Source organism: Streptomyces chartreusis (assembly GCF_008704715.1).
Taxonomy (GTDB): domain Bacteria; phylum Actinomycetota; class Actinomycetes; order Streptomycetales; family Streptomycetaceae; genus Streptomyces; species Streptomyces chartreusis.
Window position 1 is genome coordinate 7,377,780 of sequence record NZ_CP023689.1, and the last position, 26,380, is coordinate 7,404,159.

Here is a 26,380-nt window from a genome sequence, read left to right on the forward strand (position 1 = left end):
CTCCCGCCACCCCCCGCCCGTAAGGATGCGGGCATGGGTATACGCACGCTCCACCGCCGGACGGCCCCGGCACCGGCGAACGTGGACAGCCAGGACACCCGCTCCACAAAGCCGCCCAAGGTCCCGTTCTTCGCCGCCGACGCGAGCACCGCCCGCATCCCGGCCGACCTGATCGCCCCCCTGCGGCGGACGGCGGCGACGGCAGCCACCCTCCGCGCCCGGCTCGCCCTCACCCGCACCGCCCTCGCGCGCCGTCGGCCCCTGCGCACCGTCAAGCTGTTCGTCGCGACGGCCCGCGCCCTCAGCGAGCAGCTGGACGGCTCGGCTCCCGCCCCGCCCCACCGGCACCCGCACTGCCCGGGCGCGGAACCGGACGCCACACTCTGACCCCGAGGGCGTACAGCACCAGCCCGAGGACGAGCCCCGCGCCCGCACCGAAGCACAGCGTGGGAATCAGCTCCCAGTACTTGGCGGTCGACCCCCAGTACGCCCACCACCGCGACGCCCGCTGCACCGCGGCAACCGCGGCCAGGCCGCCGATCACGGCACAGGCCCACCACCGGTCCCGTACCGAGAGCGCCGCGACCCCGACCGGCGCGGCCGGCGCGGTCCGTCGCAGCGCCACGACCACGAACGCGGCGATGACCACCGCGGCCACCGCCGAACCGCCGTACTGGAGGTACCAGTACAGCGGTGACCCCGCGATCTCCTCGCCCAGCACGGGGAACAGCCGCATCCCCCAGCGGTCGAGATGCGTGAACGCGTCCCACACGACATGCGTCAGCGAGCCGAGCACGGCCGAGACGTACCAGCGCGCCGCCACCGACGCCCGTACACGCGCGCGTGGCGCCCCGCAGCGCAGCAGCGTGGCCACCCGCGCCTGCCGTCGCGCGGGCAGCAGCGCCACGAACGGTTCGCGCAGCAGGAGCCACAGGCCCACCAGCGCCAGGGCGACCACCACATCGACCGTGAACACGCCCGCGAACGAGTGCGTGACGTCGCCGAATTCCATCGCCTGGGGCAGGACACTCGCCGCGTAATAGGTCATGTCGGGAGAGAACGAACCCGCCACCAGCATGGCCGGTACGAGCGGGCCGCGGCCGGTTCCGTCGGTGCGGACGGCCGGCAGTACGGCCGCCGCGTGGCTGAGCGTGAACGGCAACGGGGCTCCTCGTGCGGGGTGTTGCGGGACCGGTCCATCCAGGTCGCCGGAGTAGCCAGTATGCGGGGCGTACGACGGACATCTCTCACATGGCCAAGGGGTAAAAATCGGACGCCAACGGGTGACCCTGCAAAGGAAGTTGTCGTAGGGTCGCCTGGGTCGCCCCGGCACGGGACTGCGGTCGAACAGATGAACAGCGACGAAGGTGTGCCGCGAGGGCAACTGTCGCGGCCGGTCGATCGTCACTACAAGGGCGGGCACGGCTGCCCGGCAGACAGAGATGGGCGCTCGGGCGTCCGCGGGAGGGGTCCATTTCATGGCGGCGCAATTCGGCAGGCTCCGCAAGGGCGCGGTGAACACCACGGTCGCCGCGGTAGTGGTCGCGGCACTGGCCGCGTCCCAGGCTCCGGGAGTGACGACCGACGACGCCGGCAGAAAGGTCACCACCGGCACCCAGCCGTCCCCGGACACGCCCGCCGAGAACAGCGCGACCGGCAACTCCCCGTACTACACGGACCTGCCGCCGCTCAACAGCCCCAACCCCTCGCCCACCACCGGCACCCCGGTCACCCAGGGCACGAGTGAGGCGGGCATACCCGCGACCGTTCTCGACGCCTACAAGAAGGCCGCGAACGCGCTCCAGGAGTCCAAGCCCGGCTGCAACCTCCCCTGGGAGCTGCTCGCCGCCATCGGCAAGGTCGAGTCGGGCCAGGCCCGCGGCGGCCGGGTCGACGCGAACGGCAACACGCTCTCCAAGATCCTCGGCCCGCAGCTCAACGGCAACGGCTTCGCGAGCATCAGCGACACCGACGGCGGCGCCTACGACGGCGACAGCTCCTACGACCGTGCCGTCGGCCCGATGCAGTTCATCCCCTCCACCTGGGAGTGGGCCGGCCGCGACGGCAACGGCGACGGCAAGAAGGACCCGAACAACGTCTACGACGCCGCACTCGCCGCCGGCCACTACCTCTGCCGCTTCGGCTGGGACCTGTCCACCAAGGGCGACCTCGACAGCGCGATCCTCAGCTACAACAACTCGCAGGACTATCTGAACCTCGTCCTGACGTGGCTGGAGTACTACCGCAAGGGCACCCACGAGATCCCGGACGGCACCGGCACCCTCCCCGCCGACCGCAGCGACGACACGGCGGGCGCGAGCCCCACGCCGACGACGCCCGGCAGCCCTGCCACCCCGACCACACCGTCATCGCCGAGCACCCCCAGGCCCGGCGGCGGCGACGGCGGCTCCACGAGCCCGAAGCCCACCCCGCCGCCGAGCACGACGCCGCCCGCCACGCCGGCGCCCACCCCCACCGACACCGTCCACCACCTGGAGGACGCGGGGACCGCCAAGCTGAGCGCGATGGCGGGCGACGCCTTCACCGAGAAGATCACCGCCCGCGCCGAGACCAAGGCCGGCAAAGCGGTCCCGAAGGTCCGCGTCCGCTTCGCGATCATCGGCGCCACGGATGCCGCGTTCAGCACCGGCGAGAAGTACGCCACGGTCCTCACCAACAGCATCGGTGAGGCGGTGGCACCCGCGCTCAAGGCGGGCGAGAACACCGGCGAGTTCGTCGTACGCACCACCGTCGTCGGCCGCACCGTCAGCGGCCTCGACTACACGGCCACCGTCACCGAGCGCGCCGCCGACACCCTCGCCCGTACCGGCGAGGACGCCCTGACCTGCACCCCGGGCGGCGAGTTCGCCGACCAGGTCGAGGTGAAGGCGACGTACAAGGGCGCCGTCGCGGACAAGGTGGCGGCCACCGCCACGCTCATCAAGTCGGCGGACGACGCGACCGAGAACGACAAGGGTCCCTACTTCAAGGACGCCGACGGCAAGCCGGTGCGCACCCTCACCGGTCTGACGACGGACGCGAAGGGCCTGCTCAAGCTGCCCAAGCTGTACGCCGACGACACCACCGGCACGTTCCTGCTCCGCATCAACACCGCGGGCGGCGCGACCCTGACCGTCGAGCTCAAGGTGGCGGCGGCCGACACGTCGCCGAGCCCCACCCCCTCGGAGCCGGCGTCCGGCACGGACTCGGCGAGCCCGAGCCCCGGCGCCTAGCACCACCGGCACCCGTACGAAGGGCGCTCTTCCGCTCCGGCGGACAGGGCGCCCTTCGGCTGTGTGCAACGTGTTCTCATCTCGCCCGAGCGTTGCTACGGTGCCGGACCTGACGATGTATCAGATGAATGCCGAATCAGTTCCGGGGCTCCGGGAGGCCCGTATGCGCGCCCTGATCGCCGCCGCGACCGGTCTCGCCGTCGCGCTCGCCCTGGTCCTCGCGCTCACCGCGATGGGCTCACCGGCGGGCGAGACCTCCCCGAAGCCACTGCTGACGACGGTGCCCGCACACCCGTAACCGCCCCGTCCGGGAGGGAGGCCGAGATGCGCCGCAAGGCCAGTCTGATCCTGCTCGCCCTCGCCGTGTTCTTCGCGGCCCTGTCCCCGCTGCTGCGCTGGTACGCCTTCCCGCGCCTGGCGAAGATCCCGGCGAACCAGTACCAGGACATGGTCCTGGAGGCGAAGGACGCGACCCTCCTCGACTACGGCACGATGAAGGCCCGCAAGGTCCCCAAGGTCACCATCGTGCAGACGCTGAAGGGCAACGTCGAGGAGTCGGAGAAGATCGAGCGGACGGCCGGCAAGGACGTCGTCGTCTGGGACGGCCTGTCCTACGTCGTGGGCCCCGACGGCAAGATGGTCTCCAAGATCCCCGAGCGCTACATCTTCGACGCCCACAGCCAGGAACCCGTCCACGCCACCGGCGAGATGGTCGACGGCGATCCGGTCAAACGGCAGGGCATCGAGTTCAAGTGGCCCTTCCTCACGGAGAAGCGGGACTACGAGTACTTCGACGCCCAGGCACGGATCACCGCCCCCATCCACTACAAGGGCACCCAGGACTTCCGCGGCGTCGAGGTCTACTACTTCGAGCAGACCATCCCGTGGACCAAGGTGACGTTCCCGAAGACGATGCCGGTCGAGGGCATCACGCCGGAGTCCGTCGCCAAGACCGGCACCACCCGCTGGTACACCACCGTCCGCAAGTTCTGGGTCGAACCCCTCACCGGCGCCCCCGTCTACGGCGAGGAGATCCACAAGGAGGAACTGCGCGGCGGCACCCTGCTCGGCGACCGCGACAAGGTGACGGCGTTCGCGGGCCACGTGAAGATGCGCGAGGACTACATCGAGTACACCGTCGACCTCGTCAACTCCAACCGCACCCTGGTCCTGCTGCTGACGTCGTACCTGCCCTGGGGCTTTCTGACCCTGGGCGTCCTCCTCCTCGCGCTCTCCCTCTACCTGGAGGCACGCGGCCGCCGCCCCGGCGACCCGGAACCGACGAAAGACACCGAGCCGGAGCCGGTCACCGCCTGAGCCGGGCGTTGGTGTGCCGGGTCGGCTCGGCGCCGGCCGGGTCCTCGGGCCACGGGTGCTTCGGATAGCGGCCGCGCAGCTCCGCCCGTACGCCCTTGTAGCCGTCCTTCCAGAAGGAGGCGAGGTCGGCGGTGACGGCCGCGGGCCGCCCGGCGGGGGAGAGGAGGTGGACCAGCAGCGGCACGCCGGCGACGGCCGGCGACTCGTGCAGTCCGAACATCTCCTGCAACTTCACGGCGAGAACGGGCTGCTCCGGATTGCCGTAGTCGATCCGGATCCTGGACCCACTGGGTACGGCGATCCGCTCCGGGGCCAGCTCGTCCAGTCGCCCGGCGTCCCCCGAGGCCCACGGCAGCAGCCGTACGAGCGCCTCCCCGGCGTCGATCCGCGCCAGGTCGCCCCGCCGCCGCGCCCGCCCCAGCTCGGGCTCCAGCCACTCGTCCACGCGCGCGTGCAGCGCGTCGTCACAGACATCGGGCCACGGCTCCCCGAGATGCAGTCGCAAAAAGGCGAGCCGCTGCCGCAGCACGAGGGCGTCGGCGGACCACCGCAACAGACCGAACCCTTCCTGCCGCAGCCCTTCGAGCAGCGCCTCGCGTACGAGAACGGGGTCGGCGTCCTTCATGGGCCGCACCGCCAGCTCGATCGCCCCGAGCCGCTCGACCCGCCGGGCGACGACGTCCCCGTCGGCCCAGTGCACCTCCTGGCCCGAGTGATACAAGGAGGCCGCCGCCGAGCGGGCCGTGTCCTCGTCCACCGCGGCGGCGAGCTGCACCCGCGCATGCCCCTTGCCCACGGGCCGGTCCGCCACGGCCACGGCGATCCACGGCGCACCCCGCAACGGACTCCCCTCCCGCAACTCGGCCCGCGTCCCGGAGGCCATCAGATAGGAACCACCGTCGGCCTTGGCGACCCGCTCGGGGAACGCGAGGGCGGCGACGATCCCGGCGGTCCGCTCGTCGCCGCCGTGCGCCGCGGGACGATCGCCCCTGTCACGCACCGCCGTGCCGTCGCCCGCACCCCCGGCGTTCGTCCGCAGCCGACGCACCTCCGTGCGCCAGCGCCCCGCGTACGCGTCACCGCCGCGGCGGGCCGTCCGCAGCGCCGCGGCCAGGTCGTCGCCGTACTCCCTCGGGGGCTCCTCGCTCAGCAGCGCGACCACCTCGGCGCCCGAGCCGGACGTGTCCAGGAGTGCCCGTCCCAGACGGGGATGCAGCCCCAGGCGGGCCAGGGCGGTGCCGCGCGGGGTGGCGCGGCCGTCGGTGTCCACGGCGCCGATGGCCGTGAGGACGCTCCTCGCCGCCGCCATCGCGCCGCCCGGCGGCGGGTCCAGCAGGGCAAGGCCGGTCGCCTCCGGGTCGCCCCAGCACGCCGCCTGCAGGGCGAAGGCCGTCAGGTCGGCCACCTTGATCTCCGGGGACGGGAAGCGGGGGAGCCGGGTGTCCTCGGCCTCCGCCCAGCAGCGGTACACCGCGCCCGGCGCCTCGCGCCCGGCCCGCCCTGCCCGCTGCCGGCCGGCCGCCTGCGAGGCCCGTACCGTCGTCAGCGCGCTCAGCCCGCGCGCGTGGTCCACGCGGGGCTCCCGCGCGAGCCCGGAGTCGACGACCACCCGCACCCCGGGAACCGTCAGGGACGACTCCGCCACGGACGTCGCCAGCACCACCCGCCGCCGCTCCCCGCCGGCCAGCACCGCGTCCTGCACGGCAGCCGGCGCTCGCCCGTGCACCTGGAGCACCTCGACGTCCCCGAGAGTCCCCAGCTGCCCGGCCACCCGAGCGATCTCGCCCGTGCCCGGCAGGAAACACAGCACGTCCCCGGCCCGCTCGGCCAGCGCCCGCCGTACCAACGACGCCACATGCGTCAGCAGCGCCGGGTCGACCCGCATCCCGTGCGGCGGCCGTACGGGACGGGTCGGCGGGGCCCAGACCACGTCCACGGGGTGCGCGGTGCCCTCGGCCTCGACGACCGGCGCGTCGCCCAGCAGCCGCGCCCACCCCTGCGCGTCCGTCGTCGCCGACGCGGCCACCAGCCGCAGCTCCGGCCGCAACGCCTGCCGTACGTCCCACAGGAACGCCGCCACCGTGTCCGCGTCCAGATGCCGCTCGTGGCACTCGTCCAGGACGACGACGTCCACGCCCGCGAGCTCCTGGTCGCGCTGCAACCGCTGGAGCAGCACACCGGTCGTGACGACCTCCACGCGCGCGCGGCGCCCGACGACCCGCTCCCCGCGCACGGTGTAGCCGACGCTCTCGCCGACCTGCTCGCCCAGCAGCCACGCCATCCGCCGCGCGGCGGCCCGGGCGGCGATCCGCCGCGGCTCCGCCACGACCACCCGCCGCGCCGGCCCCTCGCCGAGCAGACCCGCCAGCGCCAGCGGCACCAGCGTCGTCTTGCCGGTGCCGGGCGGCGCGACGAGCACCGCCGTGCCGTGCCCGTCCAGGGCGTCGGTCAGACCGGGCAGGGCACCGCGTACGGGCAGCGCGTCCAGGGCGTCGTAACGGATCACATGTTCAGTCTCTTACGCACACGAAGATCGCCGTCCCCGGGATCAGGTTCCCGCGCAGCGGCGACCAGCCGCCCCACTCGGAGGTGTTCCAGGCCGGCCACTCCGGCTCGACCAGGTTCACCAGGTGGAACCCTCCGGCCACGACGTCCCGCACCCGGTCGCCGATGGTGCGGTGGTGCTCGACGTAGACCGCGCGGCCCTCGTCGTCCTGCTCCACATACGGGGTGCGGTCGAAGTAGGAGGCGGCGACGGACAGGCCCTCCGGGCCGGGCTCGTCGGGGAAGGCCCAGCGGATCGGGTGGGTGACCGAGAAGACGAAGCGGCCGCCCGGCCGCAGCACCCGGCGCACCTCGCGCAGCACCCGCACCGGGTCCGCGACGAACGGCAGCGCGCCGTACGCCGAGCACGCCAGGTCGAAGGAGCCGTCGGCGAAGGGAAGCGCGCCCGCGTCGGCGCACACCAGAGGGAACGCGCCCCCGATGCGCAACGAGTGCTGGAGCTGGCGGTGCGAGATGTCCAGGGCGACCGGACGGGCCCCCTGCTCGGCCAGCCAGCGCGAGCACTGGGCGGCGCCGGCACCGATCTCCAGGACGTCCTTGCCCTTGAGGTCCTCCGGCGGTCCGAGCAGCTCGGCCTCCACCTCGTCCAGGCCCTCGGGACCCCAGACGAAGCGGTCGTCGCCGAGGAAGGTGCCGTGCTCGATCTGGTACTCGTCCGCGTTGCGGTCCCACCAGCCACGGTTGGCGCGGGAACTCTCGGCGACGTCGGCCTGACGCCGAGTGGCCTCCGGCTCGGCGGACTCGATCTCGGGCGATACGGGCTCTTGGATGATCGGCTCCCTCGTCGTACTCTTCCGTCACCTGAATGGCGCGGCCCCTCCCGGCGGTGTCACGAAAGGGACTGCCCAAGGCCCGCGTGGCCTCAAGAGACAGGTTTTGTGCCGGGTATGGGGCGATCCGCCCCGGGTGTGCGGCTTCGCGCATTGACCCTGTCCGGCTGCCCCCGTATGCTACAAGTTGCGCTGCGGGCCTGCGCACCTCAGACGTAGCAGGCTGCGCTCGCATCTGTCGTATGTCCCCTCGGTTTTCGAGGCGCCCCACGATTTGTGTGGCGCTTCCTTGGCTGTCCGGCTTCTTCAGAGCGATACGGGCTCCCGGCGTAGCAGTACCTACGACTCAATGTCCGTACCGGAGCCCTTTCCCACATGACGAGCAGCACCGAGACCACCGCCACCACCCCGCAGGTTGCGGTCAACGACATCGGTAACGAGGAAGCCTTCCTCGCCGCGATCGACGAGACGATCAAGTACTTCAACGACGGCGACATCGTCGACGGCGTCATCGTGAAGGTCGACCGGGACGAGGTCCTGCTCGACATCGGTTACAAGACCGAAGGTGTCATCCCGAGCCGCGAGCTCTCGATCAAGCACGACGTCGACCCCAACGAGGTCGTCGCCGTCGGTGACGAGATCGAAGCCCTTGTTCTCCAGAAGGAGGACAAGGAAGGCCGCCTGATCCTCTCGAAGAAGCGCGCCCAGTACGAGCGTGCCTGGGGCACCATCGAGAAGATCAAGGAAGAGGACGGCATCGTCACCGGTACCGTCATCGAGGTCGTCAAGGGTGGTCTCATCCTCGACATCGGCCTCCGCGGCTTCCTCCCGGCCTCCCTGGTCGAGATGCGCCGTGTTCGCGACCTCCAGCCGTACGTCGGCAAGGAGCTCGAGGCCAAGATCATCGAGCTGGACAAGAACCGCAACAACGTGGTCCTGTCCCGCCGTGCCTGGCTGGAGCAGACCCAGTCCGAGGTCCGCCAGACGTTCCTCACGACCCTCCAGAAGGGTCAGGTCCGTTCCGGCGTCGTCTCCTCGATCGTCAACTTCGGTGCCTTCGTGGACCTGGGTGGCGTCGACGGTCTGGTCCACGTCTCCGAGCTGTCCTGGAAGCACATCGACCACCCGTCCGAGGTTGTCGAGGTCGGCCAGGAAGTCACCGTCGAGGTCCTCGACGTCGACATGGACCGCGAGCGTGTCTCCCTGTCGCTGAAGGCGACGCAGGAAGACCCGTGGCAGCAGTTCGCCCGCACCCACCAGATCGGCCAGGTCGTGCCCGGCAAGGTCACGAAGCTGGTTCCGTTCGGTGCGTTCGTCCGCGTGGACGAGGGCATCGAGGGTCTGGTCCACATCTCCGAGCTGGCCGAGCGCCACGTGGAGATCCCGGAGCAGGTCGTCCAGGTCAATGACGAGATCTTCGTCAAGGTCATCGACATCGACCTCGAGCGCCGTCGCATCAGCCTCTCGCTGAAGCAGGCCAACGAGGCCTTCGGTGCCGACCCGGCGACGGTCGAGTTCGACCCGACCCTGTACGGCATGGCCGCGTCGTACGACGACCAGGGCAACTACATCTACCCCGAGGGCTTCGACCCCGAGACCAACGACTGGCTCGAGGGCTTCGAGTCGCAGCGTGAGGTCTGGGAGAACCAGTACGCCGAGGCGCAGACCCGCTTCGAGCAGCACCAGCAGCAGGTCATCAAGAGCCGCGAGGCCGACGCTGCTGCCGCTGCCGAGGGTGGCGACAGCGCGGGTGCGGCTCCGGCCGCGTCCGGTGGCGGTTCGTACTCCTCCGAGGGCGCCGACAACAGCGGTGCGCTTGCCTCGGACGAGGCGCTTGCCGCGCTGCGGGAGAAGCTGGCGGGTGGGCAGAGCTGAACGCCTGCCGCTGAGGCTTAGCCTTTGACTGAGGGGCCGCACCTTTCGAGGTGCGGCCCCTCAGCTGTTTCCGGTCGTTGTCCGGCCGCGGGCGGGTGGGGGCCGTTCGCGCAGTTCCCCGCGCCCCTGAAAACTGGCGGTGTTGCCGCCCGCCTTCTCATGATCTTGGCCTCCTCCTCCGGGAATGCCGCCGCCCGTAAGGGTGTTGTCACGTATGGACACGAGGAGGAGCGGTCACAGTGCTTGATCCGCAGGGTTTGTACGCATGGGAGCCGAAGGGCCTCGCCGTGGTGGACATGGCGCTCGCCCAGGAGTCGGCCGGTCTTGTCATGCTCTACCACTTCGACGGATACATCGACGCGGGTGAGACCGGCGACCAGATCGTCGACGGACTCCTCGACTCACTGCCTCACCAGGTCGTCGCCCGATTCGACCACGACCGGCTGGTGGACTACCGCGCCCGCCGGCCGCTGCTGACGTTCAAGCGCGACCGCTGGGCTGACTACGAGGTGCCCTCCATCGAGGTACGACTCGTCCAGGACGCCACCGGAGCCCCCTTCCTGCTGCTGTCCGGGCCCGAGCCGGACGTGGAGTGGGAGCGCTTCGCCGCCGCGGTCAAGGAGATCGTGGAACGGCTCGGGGTGCGCCTGTCGGTGAACTTCCACGGCATCCCCATGGGCGTCCCGCACACCCGCCCGGTCGGCCTCACCCCGCACGGCAACCGCACCGACCTCGTCCCGGGCCACAGCAGCCCCTTCGACGAGGCGCAGGTGCCCGGCAGCGCCGAGTCCCTCATCGAGTACCGGCTCATGGAAGCCGGGCACGACGTGCTGGGCGTCGCCGCGCACGTGCCGCACTACATCGCCCGCTCCCCGTACCCGGACGCCGCCCTGACCGTCCTGGAGGCCGTCACCGCGGCCACCGGACTGGTGCTGCCGGGCATCGCGCACTCCCTGCGCACCGACGCCCACCGCACACAGAACGAGATCGACCGCCAGATCCGCGAGGGCGACGAGGAGCTCACCAACCTCGTCGAGGGCCTGGAGCACCAGTACGACGCCGTCGCCGGCGCCGAGAGCCGCGGCAACATGCTCGCCGAGCCGGTGGACATCCCGTCCGCGGACGAGATCGGCCGGGAGTTCGAGCGGTTCCTGGCCGAGCGCGAGGGCGACGGCTGAGCGGACGGCCGGCGGCGAGGACCGGTCCTGCCCGGTGCGCGGTCAGTGGCAGGACCTAAGCTGTCGGTCATGCTGAAGGTGGGCCTGACCGGCGGTATCGGCGCCGGTAAGAGCGAGGTGTCACGGCTGCTCGTGGAACACGGGGCCGTGCTGATCGACGCGGACCGGATCGCCCGGGAGGTCGTCGCGCCCGGCACCCCCGGTCTCGCCGCCGTCGTGGAGGCGTTCGGCGAGGACGTGCTCGCCGCGGACGGCAGCCTGGACCGGCCGAAACTCGGCTCGATCGTCTTCGCGGACGCAGAGCGGCTCGGCGTGCTCAACTCGATCGTGCACCCCCTGGTCGGCGCCCGCTCCCGCGAGCTGGAGGAAGCCGCCGCCGAGGACGCGGTCGTCGTCCACGACGTCCCGCTCCTCACGGAGAACGGCCTGGCGGCGCTGTACGACCTCGTGGTCGTCGTGGACACCGCCCCGGACACCCAGCTCGACCGCCTGGTCCGGCTGCGCGGCATGACCGAGGAGGACGCACGCGCGCGCATGGCCGCGCAGGCGACGCGTGAACAGCGCCTGGAGATCGCGGACATCGTCATCGACAACGACGTACCACTTGAGGAGCTTCAGCGGCGCGTGAAGGACGTATGGGACGAGCTCGTGCGGCGGGCGCACGGGGCCCAGGAGGACCCGTCGTCCCGCTCGGCACAGGAATAGCCCTGCCGCGTTCGCGCGTTGAACCCTCGCAGTGAGGGAAGGACTCTGCCGTGCCCGAGACCAGCGGTTCGACCGGACGTACTCCGGAGACGCATGTCATCGACTTCCGCGCCGCCGAGCAACTGCTCGCCGCGCGGGACCCGCGGGGTGCGGTGAAGCTGCTCGACGAGGTCATCGCCGCCCACCCGGAGAACACCGCCGCCCGGCTGCTGCGGGCGCGTGCCTTCTTCGCCGCCGCGCAACTGCGGCCCGCCGAGCTGGAGTTCACGATCGTCCTGGAGCGCGAACCGGACAACGCGTTCGCACACTTCGCACTCGCCCGCACCTACGAGCGCCAGGGCCGGGCCGGCCAGGCCAAGCGGCACTTCCGGCTGGCGGCCGCGCTCGACCCGAACCCGCAGTACCTGAAGGCGGCGCGGTTCGACGCGTGAGCGACGGCTCCCGGCGCGGCCGGGGGCGTAGCCTCTCCGGCCGGTCTACGGCGGCGGGCGGTCCGGGTGCCTCTGCGTCGGCGGCGCAGGAGGGGTCCCGGGCGGTTGCCGGGGCGGGCGGTAGGGGCGGTCCTCGGGCGGGAGGTACGGCGGCACGTCGCGGCCCGGCTGGTAGTGGGGCCCCTGGCGGATGTGCCGCAGGATCATGGTCATGTCGATCGTGATCACCAGCCACAGCACGCCGCAGGCCGCGGCCCAGCCGGGGCGTCCCGCCAGGGCGAACGCGGCGGTGCCGAAGATCGCCCAGAGCACACCCCACACGCACAGCCAGAAACGGACCCGCAGTGCACTGCGTGCCGTCGTAGGCTCACTGCCTGTACGCATCGGATCACCACTCCTTCTTGAAACGTACTCCTCGTTCTTGCCGCAGGGGGCTCAGTGCTGCCGGACACCGATGAACTCGCAGAAGTGCTGCTCGACCTTTCCGTACCTCATGAGGACGTCAACGACCTCGTACGGATGGGCCGCCGGGTGACGGACGACCCGGAGCTGCGGGGATTCCTGGAGCGGTCCGTCGACGAGCTCGTCCGGGGGATGGGCGAGGTCGGCGGCCCGGTCGACCTGCCCGACCTCGACTGGGCCTCGGGCCCCCTGCAGCGCTGCTTCTCCGTGTACGTGTTCGTCGCCGCGCTGCCGCACACCCGCGCCTACCACCGCGAGCGCGGCATTCCGGCCGACGTCTCCCGGCACACCCTCGCCGACCTCGGGCGGAACATGGCCGTGCACCGCAGGCGGCACGGCCGGGCGGGCGTGCAGGCGCCGTGGTGGCTCATCCATCACTTCCGCGGCGAGCTGTACCAGCTGGGCCGGTTGCAGTTCGAGCGGGCACGCCTCGGGCAGCGCGCCGGGACGCGGCTCGCGGCGGCGGGCATCGACGTGGGCCCTGACTCGCTCTGCCTCAATGTGCACATACCCGACTTCCGCGGCCCGATGTCCCCCTCGGCGGTGGACCGTTCGCTGGCGCTGGCCCGGGAGTTCTTCGCTCTGCACTTCCCGCTGGAGCGGTACCGGGTGGCGACCTGTCACTCCTGGCTGCTGGACGACCAGCTCAGGAAGTACCTTCCCGGCGACTCCAACATCGTCCGCTTCCAGGAGCGGTTCCGCATCGCCCGCGAGGACCGGGAACCGGCCGACACCGAGCCCGTGCAATTCGTCTTCGGCGACCCGGAGTTGCCGATCGAGAGCCTGCCGCGCGGCACGGCCGTGGAGCGGGCCGTCGGGGACCATCTGCGGGCGGGCGGACACTGGTACATCGGGCACGGGTGGCTGCCGTTCGAGAAGAACGGCTGAAATTCCGTTCGTACGCCGATGAGTTCGGGAGCGAGTGCCGGTCTACCCCTGTGACAGCACCACGGACCGCTGAACACAGGAGAACCTGATGTCCGAGACCACCGCCTCCGTCGCCACCGGCAACTCCCGCACCGTCATCGCCGAGTCCGCGACCCCGCGCGGCCGCCGCGCCCGGATCGCCCTGCGCGGCCTCCAGATCCTGCTCGCCCTCTTCTACGCGATCGCCAGCGCGCTGCCCAAGCTGATCGCGCACCCCTCGGCCGCCGAGGGCTTCGACGAGCTCGGCTGGGGCAGCGCCGGGATGTACACCATCGGCGCGCTCGAACTGGCCGGTGCGATCGCGCTGTTGATCCCGGTGCTCCAGTCGGTGGCGGCGATGGCGCTGAGCGCGCTGATGGTCGGCGCGTTCATCGTCACGATCACCGCCTTCGGCGGCGAGAACGCGGCGACACCGCTCATCCTCATCGTGCCGCTCGCCCTGATCGCCTGGGCCCGGCGCAGTTCGAACGCGGATCTGCTGCGGCTGGTGCGACGACGCGCGTGAGCCGATGGGTGCCGCTCGCGCAGTTCCCCGCGCCCCTGGAACGGTGGTCCTCAGGCCACCCCAGGGGCGCGGGGAACTGCGCGATCAGCCACTTGCTCTCCGGCGGCGCACGTCAGTGTTCGCGCGGCCGTCCCGCGCTGCCGCCCATCAGTCCGCGCAGGCGTTCCATGTCGCGGCGGTCCCGCTTGGTGGGGCGGCCGGTGCCGCGGTCGCGGATGCCGGCCGGGGCGACGGCCTCGCGCGGCGGCGGAGGGGGCGAGTTGTCGACGTAGCACTGGGCCGCGACCGGGGCGCCGACCCGCTTGCGGATGAGGCGCTTGACGACGACGATCCGCTCCCGGTTCTCATGACGCACCCGCACCTCGTCGCCGATGCGCAGGGTGTGCGACGGCTTCACGTTCTGGCCGTTCACACGCACGTGGCCGCCCTTGCAGGCGGTGGCGCCCATGGAACGGGTCTTCACCAGGCGTACGGCCCAGATCCAGCTGTCGACGCGCACGGACTCGCCGTTCTGCACACCGGCGGCCTCGGCGGCGGCCACGGCGTCGGCGATCTTCGGGTCGACGGGCTGCTCGGCGGCCGGCGTCTCGGCGGGCTGCCCGGCGCTCGCCGCGTCCGCGGGCTGTCCCTCGGCCGTGTCGCCGCCCCGTTGCTCGTCATCCTCGACTGCCATGCCTCGACCTTAGTCGCCGCGGGGAGCAGGCAAGGCCGTACGGTGGAGCCGTGGACGCCCTCGACGATCTCGACCTGCGGGTTTCGGGCTGCCGGGCCTGTCCGCGGCTGGTCGACTGGCGGGAGGAGGTGGCCCGCACCAAGCGCGCCGCCTTCGCCGACCAGACGTACTGGGGCCGACCCGTGCCCGGCTTCGGACCGCCCGACGCCCGGCTGCTGATCATCGGGCTCGCACCGGCGGCGCACGGCGGCAACCGCACCGGCCGGATGTTCACCGGCGACCGCTCCGGTGACGTGCTGTACCAGGCCCTGTACGACGTCGGACTCGCCTCGCAGCCCACGTCGGTCGCCGTCGACGACGGCCTGGAGCTGTACGGCGTCCGCGTGACCGCCCCCGTGCACTGCGCCCCGCCCGACAACAAGCCCACCCCCGGCGAGCGGGAGACGTGCCGGCCCTGGCTGGTGCAGGAGCTGATGCTGCTGCGGCCGACGGTCCGGGCGGTCGTCGTACTGGGCGGCTTCGGCTGGCAGGCGACGCTGCCGGCGCTGGCGGAGGCGGGGTGGCTGGTGCCCCGGCCGCGGCCCGCGTTCGGGCACGGGGTCCGGATCGGGATCGACGGGTCCGTCGGGGGCGGCGGGCCGGAGGGGCTGGAGCTCTTCGGGTGCTTCCACGTCAGTCAGCGCAACACCTTCACCGGGAAACTCACGCCCGCGATGCTGCGGGAGGTGCTGAGTACGGCGGCTCGGGCGGCGGGGCTCGGAAAGTGAGGGGACGCCGTCGCCGCAGGGACGATACGTTGCCCGGATGGGCCTGTATCCGCAGATCGAACCGTACGACCACGGCCTGCTCGACGTCGGCGACGGCAACCGCGTCCACTGGGAGACCTGCGGAAACCCCCGGGGCAAGCCCGCACTCGTGCTGCACGGCGGGCCCGGGTCCGGCTGCACCCCCTACTTCCGGCGGCTGTTCGACCCCGCGGTGTACCGGATCGTGCTGCTGGACCAGCGCGGGTGCGGGCGCTCGACACCGCACGCGAGCGCGTACGGGACGGACATGAGCGTCAATACGACCGCTCATCTCATCGCAGACCTGGAGCTGCTGCGGCGGCACCTGGGGATCGGGCGGTGGCTGGTGTGGGGCGTGTCGTGGGGGTCGGTGCTGGGGCTGCGGTACGCGCAGACGCATCCTGCGGTGGTGTCCGAGCTGGTGCTGACGGGGGTCACGACCGGGTCGGACGCCGAAGTCGCCCTGCTGACCCGGGGGTTGGGGCGGATCTTCCCGGAGGCGTTCGAGCGGTTCACGGGCGGGCTGCCGGCCGCTGAGCGGGACGGGGACCTGGCGGCCGCCTACAACAGGCTCATCGAGTCGTCCGACCCCGAGGTGCGGGCACGGGCGGCGCGGGCCTGGACGGACTGGGAGACGGCGATCGTCCCCGCGCCGCCGCGCTCGGTGGAGCGGTTCGAGGACCCGGGGTTCCGCATGGGCTTCGCCCGGACCGTGACGCACTACTGGGGCAACGGGCACTTCCTCGGCGAGGGCGGTGGCGAAGCCGGTCGTGGTGAGGGTGTCGTGCTGCGGGACGCGCCTCTGCTGAAGGGCATTCCGGGCACGCTGGTGCAGGGCAGCCTCGACTTCGGGAACCTGCTGGGCATCGTGTGGCGCCTCCATCACGCCTGGCCAGGCAGTGAGTTGGTGGTCGTCGACGAGGCGGGGCACGACGCCGGGGCGCCGGGGGTGGCGGAGGCGCTGGTGGCGGCGACGGACAAGTACGCGCGGCGCTAGCGGGCCTTGCCGGCCCCGGCGTCTCCGGAGGCATCGGCTGCGGAGGCAGCCCCTCCCAGGGGGTCGTCTCCGAAGAGGTGGCGGACCGTCGAGCGGTAGTTGGCCTGCACGTGGGTGAGGGTGTGGCTGCGGGCGCGGTCGGGATCGCCGGAGGCGATGGCCTCGTACAGGTCCTGGTGCTCGGTGAGGAGTTGGGGCCACTCCTCGTTCTGCCGGGTGAGCCAGCGCAGGCGGCCGTCGACAGGTTCCATGACCGAGGTCAGCAGGCTGTTGCCGGCCATCGCGAGGATCCGGTTGTGGAACCGGGTGTTGACGTCGGTGATCTTCTCCGCGTCCCCGGCCTCGGTCGCGCTCGCCGCGGCGCGCAGCAGCTCCCGCAGGTCCGCGAGGTCCTCCGGCGTCGCCCGTGACGCCGCGAGCCCGGCGGCGTACACCTCCAGCGCCTCGCGCAGCTCGAAGAGTTCCTTGACGTCGGCGGGGCTCAGCCGCCGTACGACTGTCCGGCGGGGTGTCTCGAAGTGGACGAATCCCTCGGCGACCAGCGCGCGGATCGCCTCGCGGACCGGCACCCGGGAGACCCCGAAGCGGTCGGCCAGCTCGCGCTCGACCAGGCGATCGCCCGGAAGCAGGCGGCCCGCGATGATGTCCTGCCGCAGCGTGGCCAGGACGCGCTCGCGGATCGCCCCGAGCGGTTCGATCTTCGTCATGGGCCCATCTTCGCCGACTCCGGGCCTGTTTTACGGAGCGTTAACAGCAGCGATATCTGTCCGAACGGTTGACGGGAGGACCATGAGCGCAGTTTGGTATACCAAACGCGTTGCCAAGTGACCGGAAAATAGCCAAGCGACCGGAAAGCAGCCCTCCTCCGTCCCCTCCCTCCTGGAGGCCCCGTGTCCCTCGCCGACCGTGCCGAAGCCACCACCGGCACATCAGCGTTCGTCCCCGATCCCCGGCTCACCAACGAAGACCTCGCGCCCGCGGGCAAGCGCAACTGGAAGGTCTTCGACCTCTTCGCCCTGTGGATGTCCGACGTCCACAACCTCGGCAACTACACGTTCGCGGCCGGCCTGCTCGTCCTCGGCATGAACGTGTGGCAGGTCTTCACCTCGCTGCTCGTCGGCTTCGTGCTCATCTACATCGGCATGAACTGGATGGGAAAGATCGGCCAGCGCCACGGCGTCCCGTTCCCCGTCGTCAGCCGCATCAGCTTCGGCGTCTGGGGCGCCAACATCCCGGCGCTGATCAGGGCCGTGATCGCCATCATGTGGTACGGCATCCAGACCTACCTGGCCTCGGTCGCCGTGAATGTGATGCTGCTGGCCGCCTGGCCCGGCCTGGAGTCCTGGACCCACAGCTCCTTCCTCGGCCTGCACGCGCTCGGCTGGGTCTCCTTCCTCTCCCTCTGGCTCATCCAGGCGCTGATCATCAGCCAGGGCATGGAGTCGGTGCGCAAGTTCCAGGACTTCTGCGGCCCGGCGATCTGGGTCGTGATGATCGCGCTGGCGGTCTGGGTGCTGGCCAAGGCCGGCTGGACGATCTCGCTCACGTCCACCCCGCACCCCGTGTCGGCCGGTGAGCAGTGGCGCCAGTGGTTCGGCGCGATCGGCCTGATCCTCGCCACGTACGGCACGCTGATGCTCAACTTCTGCGACTTCTCGCGCTTCGCGCCCGACTACCGCACGGTCCGCAAGGGCAACTTCTGGGGCCTGCCCATCAACTCGACGGCGTTCGTGGTCGTCTCGGTGATCGTCACCGCCGGTTCGCTGGAGGTCTTCGGCGAGGCCATCACGGACCCGGCGGAGCTGGTGGCGAAGGTCGGCAACACCTGGGTGCTGGTGCTGGCCGCGCTGACGTTCGCCATCGCCACCATGGGCGTCAACATCGTCGCCAACTTCGTCTCACCGGCGTACGACCTGGCCAACGTCTGGCCGCAGAAGATCACCTTCAAGGTCGGCGGCATGATCAGCACGGTCGCGGCGCTGGTGGTGACGCCGTGGAACCTCTTCTCCAACCCGACGGTCGTCAACTACTTCCTGGGCGGCCTCGGCGCCTTCCTGGGCCCGCTGTTCGGCGTGATCATGGTCGACTACTACCTGGTCAAGCACGGCAGGGTGGACGTGAACGAGCTGTTCTCGGCCGAGCCCGGCTCCCGTTACTACTACCGCAAGGGCTTCAACCCCAAGGCGCTGTGGGCGTTCCTGCCGACGGCGGGTCTCGCGGCGGTGCTCGCGCTGGTGAAGACGTTCAGCGACGTGGCGCCGTACTCGTGGTTCATCGGGACGGCGACGGCGGCGGGGCTGTACTTGGTGCTGTGCCGCGGCGAGCGGGCCGCCGGCGAGCCTTCCGGTGGGCCTGACGCGACGGTTGCCGGGTCCGTGGAGCGGGAGGTCTGAAGGACGTGCGGATCGTCGTCACCAACTGCAACACCACGCAGGAGATGACCGAGGAGATCGTACGAGGTGCCCGGGCCGCCGCAGGCCCGGGCACCACCGTGACCGGCCTGACCCCGGGGTGGGGGCCGGAATCGGCGGAGGGCTGGCTGGACAGCTACCTGTCGGCGGCCGCGGTGCTGGACGCGCTGCGGACGTACGACGGCCCCCCGTACGACGCGGTCGTCATGGCCGGCTTCGGCGAGCACGGGCGGGAGGGCGTCCGGGAACTGGTGGACGCACCCGTCGTCGACATCACGGAGGCCGCCGCGCACCTGGCCTGCCTCCTCGGGCGGCGCTACGGCGTGGTCACCACGCTGGAGCGCTCGTGCGGACAGATCGAGGACAGTCTGGAGCTGGCCGGGGTCGGGCGGAACTGCGCCGCCGTGATCGGCACCGGGCTCGGGGTGCTGGAGCTGGAGGACGCCGAGCGCACGGAGGCCGCCTTCCTGACGGCAGCCGAACGGGCCCGGGACGCCGGTGCCGAGGTCCTCGTGCTCGGGTGCGCGGGGATGACCGGGTTGCAGCAGGCCGTGTCGGAGAAGCTGGGGGTACCGGTGGTCGACGGGGTCGGCGCGGCCGTCAAACTCGCCGAGTCGCTGGTGGGGTTGGGGCTGCGGACGAGCCGCGTCGGGGGGTACGCGAGGCCGTTGCCGAAGCGGCGGGTGTGGGGTGGCGGTGCTGAGCCGGACTGAGCGTGTCCGGGCAGCGCTCGGCCGGACTGGGCGTGTCCTGGCGGCGCTCGGCCGGATTGCGGCGGCGGCTCAGCCTGACGGAGAGTGTCCTGGCGGCGCTCGGCCGGACTGCGGTTGCGGTTCAGCCGGGCTGAGGGCGTCCCGGCTGCCAGACGCACCGCACGTCCGGCTCCCGCTCCTCGTTGCCGCTGCCGTCCGTGTGCTCGACGGCGACGAAGCCGTGTCTCTCGTAGAAGCGGTGGGCGGGCTTGTTGACCTGGAAGGTCCACAGGCTCAGCCCGCCCGGCCGGCACCGCTTGGCGAGGTCGACGAACCGGCCACCGATGCCGCGCCCGCGCCAGTCGGGGTCGAGGTAGAGCTGGGAGAGCACCTGGCCGTCGAGCACCATGACCCCGACGACCCGGCCGGCGGTCTCGGCCACCCAGGTCTCCCGCAACAGCACCACGACCTCCCGGAAGTACGTCCGCACCTCGTCGTCGGAACGCGGCCGGACGACCGTCGGCAGCGCGGCGGCGAAGGACCGCAGCCAGACGTCGGCGGCGGCACCGGCGTCGGTGGGCAGGGCGCGGCGGAGGGCGACGGCGGTCATGGTCAGGCCCTCTGCGCGCTCTCGTCGGGAACGGCGGCGGTGGCCGTGATCTCCACCAACTGCCCCGTGTAGCCGAGGCAGGCCACTCCGAGCAGCGTCGACGAGTGCGGCCCGGCGCTGAGCCCGGACGCCTCGACGACCTCCCAGACGGCGGACAGTACGGCGGTGTCACTGCTCACGACGTACACGTCGGTCGACAGCACATGCGCCAAGTCACTTCCGACGGCCCGGAGTTGCTCACCGAGGTTGGCGATCACCTGCTCGGCCTGCCGTAGGGGATCTCCCTCGCCGACGATGTTCCCCTCACCGTCCAGCGGCACTGACCCGGCGAGAAAGGCGATCCTCGTGCCGGCCTCCACGACCGAGGCGTGGGAGTAGGTCGGGGGAGGGAAGAGGGCGGGGGTGGTGACGCGGCGGATCATGCGGGCTCCTGCGGGCCGGTGCGGGGCGTTCGGCGGTCAATCTGCCGATCATGCGTGTCCGAGTCGGCCGACGCATCCGAATTTCCCGGCCCCGTCGGCGCACGCAACTGCGGTACGCGCTCCCGCGCAAGATCCGGGTAGGCGCCGGCGATGGCCGCGTAGACCCTGCGCCGCAGGTCCAGCACCTTCCGCCGCCTGCGCAGCGCCGAAGCCCGCGCGGTGGCGGACCGCCGCACGGCAGCCGCCGCAGCGCCCCGGAACGCCTCGCCCCGCTCGGCGGCTTCAACCCGCTCCACGCGGTAGAGACGGGTCTGAGGGGCAGACCGGAACTGCGGATGAGCGAGCAACAAATCAGGCTCACCGAGCAGTTGACGCACCATCGCCGGTGTCCAGCCGCGGCCCCGCAGCCCGGCGGCGGAGAGATGCGTGCGCTGCCCCGGCCGCTCCCGCTGCCGTTCCCCACCGAACTCCTCCGGACTCTCCTCGAACATCGTCATCACTGCTTCCCCCGTTGCCATAACACTGAGTGACGACTCCATTGATAACGCGCGCCACTGACAATGCCCCGCTCGCCCGCCGGGCCAACGGCCCCCAACCGCCTGGAACCACGCCCCCACCAATTGCCTGGAACCACCCCCCCACCACTCCGTACGCTCACCCCCATGCCCACCCCCGACGACACCGCCTTCCTCAACACCACCGCCGACCGCCTGGCCGCCCTCCCCACCGTCCGAGCCGTCGCCCTCGGCGGCTCCCGGGCCCAGGGCACCCACCGCCCCGACAGCGACTGGGACCTGGCCGTCTACTACCGAGGCCCCTTCGACCCGTCCGACCTGCGCGCCCTCGGCTGGGAGGGCGAGGTGTCGGAGGTCGGCGGCTGGGGCGGCGGGGTGTTCAACGGGGGAGCGTGGCTGACGATCGAGGGACGGCGGGTGGACGTCCACTACCGCGATCTCGACGTGGTGGAGCGGGAGTTGGCGGAGGCGGAGGAGGGACGGTTCCGGGTCGAGCCGTTGCTGTTCCATCTCGCGGGGATCCCCAGCTACCTGGTCGTCGCGGAACTGGCGATCAACCGAGTCCTGCGGGGCGATCTGCCGACCCCCGCCCACTACCCGCAGCAACTCCGCCGCACGGCGAGCGAACGCTGGTACGCCACGGCCCAGGCCACCCTCGCCTACGCAAAGGCCAACCACGCCCCCGCCGCCCGCCTCACCGAGGTCGCAGGCGCCCTCGCCACAGCCGCCGCACAGACGGGGCACGCGGTGCTGGCGGGCCGGGGGGAGTGGGTGACGAACGAGAAGAGGTTGCTGGAGCGGGCCGGGCTGCGAACCGTGGACGGCGTTTTGGCGTCACTGTCCGAAGGAGCGGATCCGGAGGCCCTGACCCAGGCGATCGCCCGAGCCCAGGCGATCTTCGAGGCAGCGAACCCGAAGCGGATCCTGGATTTCTGAGCGAACCGAGCGAGAAGGAATCGAATGGTGCGGGTGCTCGTATCCCCGTCGTACGGAAGCCCTGAAACACGCCGTCACTGGGCGGACACGGTCGACCGGCAAGTGGAGTTCACAGCGTCGCGCGTGGACCGTGTGCTGACCGTCGAGCAACGTGAGCAGCTCGGGTCTCTTCATCCCGAAGGCAGCGCCAGGTTCTGGGGAGCGACCCCCGCACACGATCGCAAGCTCGCGGACGTCGCCGCCGGAGATGTCGTCCTGTTCACGGGCCAAGGGCAGGTGCGCGCCATAGGGGAGGTCGGGGCGATCTTCCGCAACGGGGCCCTTGCCGACCTGCTGTGGCCGCCCCGGAACGGCGGAGCGAGCTGGCACACCGTCTACAGCCTTCTGGACCTGGTTCCGGCCGACATCCCGTACGAGGAACTGAACGCGTCCATCGGATACCGGCCCGCTCACAACTTTCCCGGCCAGATGGTCCTGAGGGGCGACAAGGCACGTTCGGTCCTCGAAGACTTCATGATCACGCCGAGTGCGGCTGAGCCACCGGTGCTCCGACCGCCCACGCCTGATGGCCCGGACCCCGTACGCCTCGCGGCCCTCGAGGAGTTGCGCACCAACCGCACCCAGTACCGGCGGAGTCGGCGTCTGATCGTCGTCGATCGGCGGGAGGCCCGGCTGGTCCGGGAGTATCGCGAGTTCCTCGCCGCTCGCGGTGTGACAGCGAGTCGGTTCTACTGCCCGTCCGGCATCAGCGACATGTACGTCGATGCCGCCGATGAGCCGGAGGTGATCGAGGCGAAGAGTGCGTCGGGCCACGGTCATGTGCGGCAGGCGTTGGCACAGCTGCTCGACTACGCTCCCCACAGCCCGTCGCCGGCGCGGCGGCTCACCGCTCTGTTCCCCGAGGCACCCGAGAGCGCGGACGTGGAACTCCTCCACCGTTACGGCATCGACTGCGTCTACCACGATCCCCCGCAGGGTGGCTTCCGTCGGCTGCCGGCATCGAGCGAACGCCGGGCGCTCATGCGTGAGATCTGGTCGGGGGAAACTCCCGCGCCGTGAACCGCACCCGGGCGGCAGCCGCCGACCCCGTGAGAGCGGCGAACGCCCTCACCGGAGTTGCGTTCATAAAGAACGTGCTGTTTTCAAGCATCGTCACATCCTCGAAACCCGGATGTCCCATCCCCACCAGGGACTCACCCCTACCGTGGACATCACAGGCCGCAGTCGATATCGCGGTCTCGTCGCTCGGCCACCGTCGCCCGAAGGCGTGCTTCCTCGCCCTCGTTCCGACAGGAGCCCTGTGTCCCGCCCCGTGCGTCGTGTTGTGTTGCGTCGGCCGCAGCTTCCGCCCTGGATCGCGCATGCTCTGCGTGCGCAGCGGGGGCCCGTTCCATGGAGTGCGGTCGCGCGTGGGGCGTTGGCCGCTGGGCCGTTGTTGCTGGTCGCGGTCGTTGTCGGTCGTACCTCGCTCGGTGTTGTCGCGGCCATCGCCGCCATGCTCGCCGGGATCAACGACCGGCCCGGTAGCCGCCGGGGCTCCGTGCGGCGGCTCGGGGTGCCCGCTGTGGTGGGTGCGGCCGGGCTGTTCGTCGGGACGGTCGCGGGGGATCGGCTCGGGGCCGTCGCGCTCACCGTTCTGCTTGCCGGGCTCGGGCTCTTCGCCGGAGGCATCAGCGCCGTCGGGCCCGTCGCGTCCGCCGCCGGGACCCAGTTGCTGGTCGCCGCCGCCATCGGGGCCGGGATGCCGTTGCCCGAGAGCGGGTGGGAGCGGGCGCTCGCCTATCTCGGGGGTGCCTTGTGGCTGGTGCTGCTCCGGCTGGTGCTGCCCACGCCCGGGTCCCTCGTCGGGGACTTCCGGTTCGACGGGGAGCGGGACGCGGTGGCCGGGGTGTACGACGCCGTCGCCGAACTGCTCGACGCCGTGGGGACCGACCGGGCCACCGCCCGCCGTGCCGCCCTCACCGCCACCCTCGACCATGCCCAGGACGCCCTCACCGGGCCCCGGCTGCGCCGGTACGCCTCCTCGTCCGCCGAGCGCCGGCTGCACGCGCAGTACGCCGCCGCCCTGCCGCTCGGCGAGGCCGCCACCGCGCTCGCCTGGGCCGGCGAACCCGTGCCCGCCCGCGCCTCCGAAGGCCCCCGGCGTCTCGCCGCCGCCGTACGCGGCAACACCCACACCGGCCCCCTCCCCGCACCCTCCCGATCCGCCCCCGCCCTGCGCGCCCTCGACGACGCCCTGCTGCACGCCGCCGAAGCCTTCGACCGGGGCAGGGAGAACCGGGACCTGCACACCCGGCGTCGTACGGCCGGGGATCTCCTGCGGTCCGTGTTCGGGGCCGGCGGCAGGGAGTACGGGCTGCGTGTCGCCCTCTGCTTCGGGGCCAGCGCCGCCATCGCGCAGGTGCTGTACCGCGCCCAGTGGTACGGGCAGCACGAGCACTGGTACTGGCTCCCGGCCACCGCCGTCTTCCTCGTCAAGCCCGACCTCGGGCCGCTCGTGTCCCGGGTGCTGTGCCGGGCCGCCGGCACCGTGCTGGGTGCCCTGCTGTTCGCCGGGTTCGCGGCCGTGTTGCCCCGGCCGGAAGGGCTCATCGCGCTCGTGGCTCTCAGCGGCGCCCTCATTCCCGTGGCCACCCGGCACTTCGCCGCGCAGACCGCCGTCGTGACCGTCCTCGTGCTCGCCCTGGTGATGGTGGGCGGCGAGCCGCAGGCCTCCGTGAGCCGGATCGGGGAGACGTTGCTGGCGTGCGCGATCGTGCTCGTCGTGGGGCATCTGCCGATGCCGGGACAGAGGGGTGGGGGTGTGCGGGCGCGGCTGGGGGCGGCCGGGCGGGCCGCGTACGCCTATCTCGGTCATGTGCTGAGCGAGTCGGGCGGAGCCGCACACCACGGGGCCGACGCCCGTGCCCTGCGCTGGACCCTCCGCCGCGAGGCCTACCGTGCGCTCGCCGAGTCCCGTACCGCCATCGCCCTCGCCGCCGCCGAACTGCCCACGCTCGCCCGGCACACCGAGGGCGCGGACGACGTCGTCGCCACCCTCGAACGGCTCGTCGACACGACGACCGCGTGCGCCGTCCACCTGGACGACTCGGGGCGGCTCACGCCGTGGCACCTCGCTCAGCTGAACGAACTGCTCGACGAACTCGCCGAGGAACGTGACGAGATCGGGCTACGGATGCCCGACGCCCCCGAGGTGCCCCTCGCCGGGTGACACCGGAGCCCCTCCGGGGCCCACGGGAGCCCCCACGGGACCTCCTAGTCCCCGACCCGCACCCAGACCGGCGCATGGTCCGAGCCCGCCTCGCCCCGCCGCTGCTGCGGATCCGGCCCGACCGACGGCAGTTCCGGCGTACCGGCCGCCCCGGGCACTCCCGTCCCCGCCGCCGTCACCCGCCCGATCAGACGGTGGCTGCACAGTATGTGGTCGATCAGCTCGCGGCGGCCGGAGTTGACGCGTGAGAAGCGCTGCTCGGCCGGGATCAGCGGTGCCACGTTCCACAGGCGGGCCGCGTCGCCCTTGTCCTTCACCCGGAATCCGGGCGTGCCGATCTCCGAGCCGGGCGGGCCCAGCAGGATCTGCGTGGTCGCCGCCTGGACCTCGTCGTTCAGGTCGCCGACGACCGCCACGTCCCGCTCTCGGCCGTCCCCGGCCAGCAGTACGTCGGCCAGCGCGCGCAGCGCCGTCGCCTCGGCTGCCCGCCGGTACAGCGCGTAGGCGCCGTGGCGGGCGCGTTCGCCCTCGTCGCGCGGGTTGAAGCGGCCCCCGGGGTAGGACAGCAGCTTCGACTTGAGGTGGGCGACCGCCATCCGCAGCGGCCCGGCCCCCGGCTCCGGTTCGGTCTCCACCGCGAGGAAGCCCCGGCCCGAGCCCGACACGGTGGCTCCGTCGTCGTCCGTCTGCACCGGCTTCAGGCGCTGCGGGAAGGCGGACGTGTCGTGCAGGACGCGCAGCGGCGTACGGCTCAGGAAGCCGACGCGTATGCCCCGGCCGTCAGGGTGCTCGGAGAGCGCGATGTGCCAGTCGCCGGTCAGCAGCCCGGCCAGGTCGCCCAGGGCCTCCGGGTCACCGACCTCCTGCACGCCGAGCAGCGCCGGGTCGAGTTCGGTGACGACCGCCGTCAGCGCCGCGAGCTTCGACTCGTACGCCGCCTTGTCCTTGGGGCCGAACTCGCCGCCGGGCCGGTAGAGGTTCTCGAGGTTCCAGGTGCCGAGGAGCATGCCGGGCTCCTTCCAGAAGCCGTGGGCCGCGATGCCGCCGGAGGGCCTTGGTGCGGCCGTCGGGCAGGCCGTGACGAGGCCAGCGTGCCCGTGCTCCGGACCGGTGCGACAGACCTCTGACCGGATGCGCGGTTCACCTCACCCGACCCGACG

27 protein-coding genes are annotated in these 26,380 nt (G+C 71.8%); 17 read left to right on the plus strand and 10 right to left on the minus strand.

What is annotated here, in order from left to right; translation table 11 throughout:
• Positions 1-33: 33 nt before the first annotated feature.
• Positions 34-387 (plus strand): hypothetical protein, encoded by a 354-nt coding sequence (locus tag CP983_RS32465; protein ID WP_107907118.1) that lies wholly within the window; start codon positions 34-36, stop codon positions 385-387.
• Here CP983_RS32465 and CP983_RS32470 read toward each other — a convergent pair.
• Entirely contained in the window at positions 302-1,162 is an 861-nt protein-coding gene (locus CP983_RS32470) for a DUF4184 family protein (protein ID WP_150503544.1), read from the minus strand. The genes CP983_RS32465 and CP983_RS32470 overlap by 86 nt on opposite strands.
• A gap of 316 nt (positions 1,163-1,478) precedes the next feature.
• Here CP983_RS32470 and CP983_RS32475 point away from each other — a divergent pair, with 316 nt between their 5' ends.
• From CP983_RS32475 to pgfA, 3 genes are all read left to right on the plus strand, one after another.
• Complete coding sequence (locus CP983_RS32475; protein WP_150503546.1) at positions 1,479-3,233, plus strand: lytic transglycosylase domain-containing protein; 1,755 nt, start codon at positions 1,479-1,481, stop codon at positions 3,231-3,233.
• A 163-nt stretch (positions 3,234-3,396) separates the two neighbouring features.
• Positions 3,397-3,531 (plus strand): SPW_0924 family protein, encoded by a 135-nt coding sequence (locus CP983_RS32480; protein WP_107438846.1) that lies wholly within the window; start codon positions 3,397-3,399, stop codon positions 3,529-3,531.
• 26 nt (positions 3,532-3,557) lie between these two features.
• Entirely contained in the window at positions 3,558-4,550 is a 993-nt protein-coding gene (pgfA, locus tag CP983_RS32485) for a cell envelope lipid trafficking protein PgfA (RefSeq protein WP_150503548.1), read from the plus strand.
• Here pgfA and hrpB read toward each other — a convergent pair.
• Positions 4,540-7,056 (minus strand): ATP-dependent helicase HrpB, encoded by a 2,517-nt coding sequence (gene hrpB / locus CP983_RS32490; RefSeq protein WP_150503550.1) that lies wholly within the window; start codon positions 7,054-7,056, stop codon positions 4,540-4,542. The two genes, pgfA and hrpB, sit on opposite strands and share 11 nt — an antisense overlap.
• A gap of 4 nt (positions 7,057-7,060) precedes the next feature.
• On the minus strand, positions 7,061-7,888 hold the full coding sequence (locus CP983_RS32495) for a class I SAM-dependent methyltransferase (RefSeq protein WP_150503552.1): 828 nt from the start codon (positions 7,886-7,888) through the stop codon (positions 7,061-7,063).
• Positions 7,889-8,260: 372 nt separating this feature from the next.
• On the opposite strand from CP983_RS32495, the gene rpsA reads away from it, so the two are divergent.
• The 4 genes from rpsA (at position 8,261) to CP983_RS32515 (ending at position 12,074) form a co-directional block, all read left to right on the plus strand.
• Positions 8,261-9,760, plus strand: coding sequence for a 30S ribosomal protein S1 (gene rpsA / locus CP983_RS32500; RefSeq protein ID WP_030952653.1), 1,500 nt, complete (start codon positions 8,261-8,263; stop codon positions 9,758-9,760).
• A gap of 239 nt (positions 9,761-9,999) precedes the next feature.
• Positions 10,000-10,938 (plus strand): PAC2 family protein, encoded by a 939-nt coding sequence (locus tag CP983_RS32505; RefSeq protein ID WP_030952655.1) that lies wholly within the window; start codon positions 10,000-10,002, stop codon positions 10,936-10,938.
• 69 nt (positions 10,939-11,007) lie between these two features.
• Positions 11,008-11,643: a dephospho-CoA kinase gene (gene coaE, locus CP983_RS32510; protein ID WP_150503554.1), complete on the plus strand. Its 636-nt coding sequence runs from the start codon at positions 11,008-11,010 to the stop codon at positions 11,641-11,643.
• A 50-nt stretch (positions 11,644-11,693) separates the two neighbouring features.
• Positions 11,694-12,074, plus strand: coding sequence for a tetratricopeptide repeat protein (locus CP983_RS32515; protein ID WP_030952659.1), 381 nt, complete (start codon positions 11,694-11,696; stop codon positions 12,072-12,074).
• A 45-nt stretch (positions 12,075-12,119) separates the two neighbouring features.
• Here CP983_RS32515 and CP983_RS32520 read toward each other — a convergent pair whose 3' ends face one another.
• Complete coding sequence (locus CP983_RS32520; RefSeq protein ID WP_150503556.1) at positions 12,120-12,458, minus strand: DUF6343 family protein; 339 nt, start codon at positions 12,456-12,458, stop codon at positions 12,120-12,122.
• 54 nt (positions 12,459-12,512) lie between these two features.
• On the opposite strand from CP983_RS32520, the gene CP983_RS32525 reads away from it, so the two are divergent.
• Together CP983_RS32525 and CP983_RS32530 are read left to right on the plus strand one after the other, a co-directional pair.
• Entirely contained in the window at positions 12,513-13,424 is a 912-nt protein-coding gene (locus tag CP983_RS32525; protein WP_150503558.1) for an acyltransferase domain-containing protein, read from the plus strand.
• Positions 13,425-13,512: 88 nt separating this feature from the next.
• Entirely contained in the window at positions 13,513-13,968 is a 456-nt protein-coding gene (locus tag CP983_RS32530) for a DoxX family protein (protein WP_126903092.1), read from the plus strand.
• Between the two features lie 112 nt (positions 13,969-14,080).
• Here the strand turns inward: CP983_RS32530 and CP983_RS32535 are convergent, their stop codons facing one another.
• On the minus strand, positions 14,081-14,641 hold the full coding sequence (locus CP983_RS32535) for an RNA-binding S4 domain-containing protein (RefSeq protein ID WP_150503559.1): 561 nt from the start codon (positions 14,639-14,641) through the stop codon (positions 14,081-14,083).
• Between the two features lie 50 nt (positions 14,642-14,691).
• Here CP983_RS32535 and CP983_RS32540 point away from each other — a divergent pair, with 50 nt between their 5' ends.
• Positions 14,692-15,408, plus strand: coding sequence for a uracil-DNA glycosylase (locus tag CP983_RS32540; protein ID WP_150503561.1), 717 nt, complete (start codon positions 14,692-14,694; stop codon positions 15,406-15,408).
• Positions 15,409-15,445: 37 nt separating this feature from the next.
• A complete protein-coding gene (gene pip / locus CP983_RS32545; RefSeq protein ID WP_150503563.1) occupies positions 15,446-16,423 on the plus strand; it encodes a prolyl aminopeptidase in 978 nt (325 codons plus the stop codon).
• Here pip and CP983_RS32550 read toward each other — a convergent pair.
• Entirely contained in the window at positions 16,420-17,130 is a 711-nt protein-coding gene (locus CP983_RS32550) for a GntR family transcriptional regulator (RefSeq protein ID WP_150503565.1), read from the minus strand. The genes pip and CP983_RS32550 overlap by 4 nt on opposite strands.
• A 183-nt stretch (positions 17,131-17,313) precedes the next feature.
• Here CP983_RS32550 and CP983_RS32555 point away from each other — a divergent pair, with 183 nt between their 5' ends.
• Together CP983_RS32555 and CP983_RS32560 are read left to right on the plus strand one after the other, a co-directional pair.
• A complete protein-coding gene (locus tag CP983_RS32555; protein WP_150503567.1) occupies positions 17,314-18,816 on the plus strand; it encodes an NCS1 family nucleobase:cation symporter-1 in 1,503 nt (500 codons plus the stop codon).
• Between the two features lie 5 nt (positions 18,817-18,821).
• Positions 18,822-19,547: an aspartate/glutamate racemase family protein gene (locus CP983_RS32560; RefSeq protein WP_150503569.1), complete on the plus strand. Its 726-nt coding sequence runs from the start codon at positions 18,822-18,824 to the stop codon at positions 19,545-19,547.
• Positions 19,548-19,668: 121 nt separating this feature from the next.
• Here the strand turns inward: CP983_RS32560 and CP983_RS32565 are convergent, their stop codons facing one another.
• From CP983_RS32565 to CP983_RS44500, 3 genes are read right to left on the minus strand one after another with little or no spacing between them, the layout of a single operon-like run.
• Positions 19,669-20,136, minus strand: a complete 468-nt coding sequence (locus CP983_RS32565) for a GNAT family N-acetyltransferase (protein WP_150503570.1) — start codon at positions 20,134-20,136, stop codon at positions 19,669-19,671.
• A gap of 2 nt (positions 20,137-20,138) precedes the next feature.
• Complete coding sequence (locus CP983_RS32570) at positions 20,139-20,558, minus strand: RidA family protein (RefSeq protein WP_150503572.1); 420 nt, start codon at positions 20,556-20,558, stop codon at positions 20,139-20,141.
• Complete coding sequence (locus tag CP983_RS44500) at positions 20,555-21,055, minus strand: hypothetical protein (protein ID WP_189749017.1); 501 nt, start codon at positions 21,053-21,055, stop codon at positions 20,555-20,557. Before CP983_RS44500 ends, CP983_RS32570 begins: the two co-directional genes overlap by 4 nt.
• Before the next feature lie 165 nt (positions 21,056-21,220).
• Here CP983_RS44500 and CP983_RS32580 point away from each other — a divergent pair, with 165 nt between their 5' ends.
• The 3 genes from CP983_RS32580 (at position 21,221) to CP983_RS32590 (ending at position 25,220) form a co-directional block, all read left to right on the plus strand.
• On the plus strand, positions 21,221-22,009 hold the full coding sequence (locus tag CP983_RS32580; RefSeq protein WP_150503574.1) for a nucleotidyltransferase domain-containing protein: 789 nt from the start codon (positions 21,221-21,223) through the stop codon (positions 22,007-22,009).
• A gap of 123 nt (positions 22,010-22,132) precedes the next feature.
• Complete coding sequence (locus tag CP983_RS32585) at positions 22,133-23,068, plus strand: hypothetical protein (protein WP_150503576.1); 936 nt, start codon at positions 22,133-22,135, stop codon at positions 23,066-23,068.
• A 265-nt stretch (positions 23,069-23,333) separates the two neighbouring features.
• Positions 23,334-25,220: an FUSC family protein gene (locus CP983_RS32590; protein ID WP_229914982.1), complete on the plus strand. Its 1,887-nt coding sequence runs from the start codon at positions 23,334-23,336 to the stop codon at positions 25,218-25,220.
• Between the two features lie 44 nt (positions 25,221-25,264).
• On the opposite strand, the gene CP983_RS32595 is transcribed toward CP983_RS32590, so the two are convergent.
• Positions 25,265-26,227: an endonuclease/exonuclease/phosphatase family protein gene (locus tag CP983_RS32595; RefSeq protein ID WP_150503580.1), complete on the minus strand. Its 963-nt coding sequence runs from the start codon at positions 26,225-26,227 to the stop codon at positions 25,265-25,267.
• Positions 26,228-26,380 lie beyond the last annotated feature (153 nt).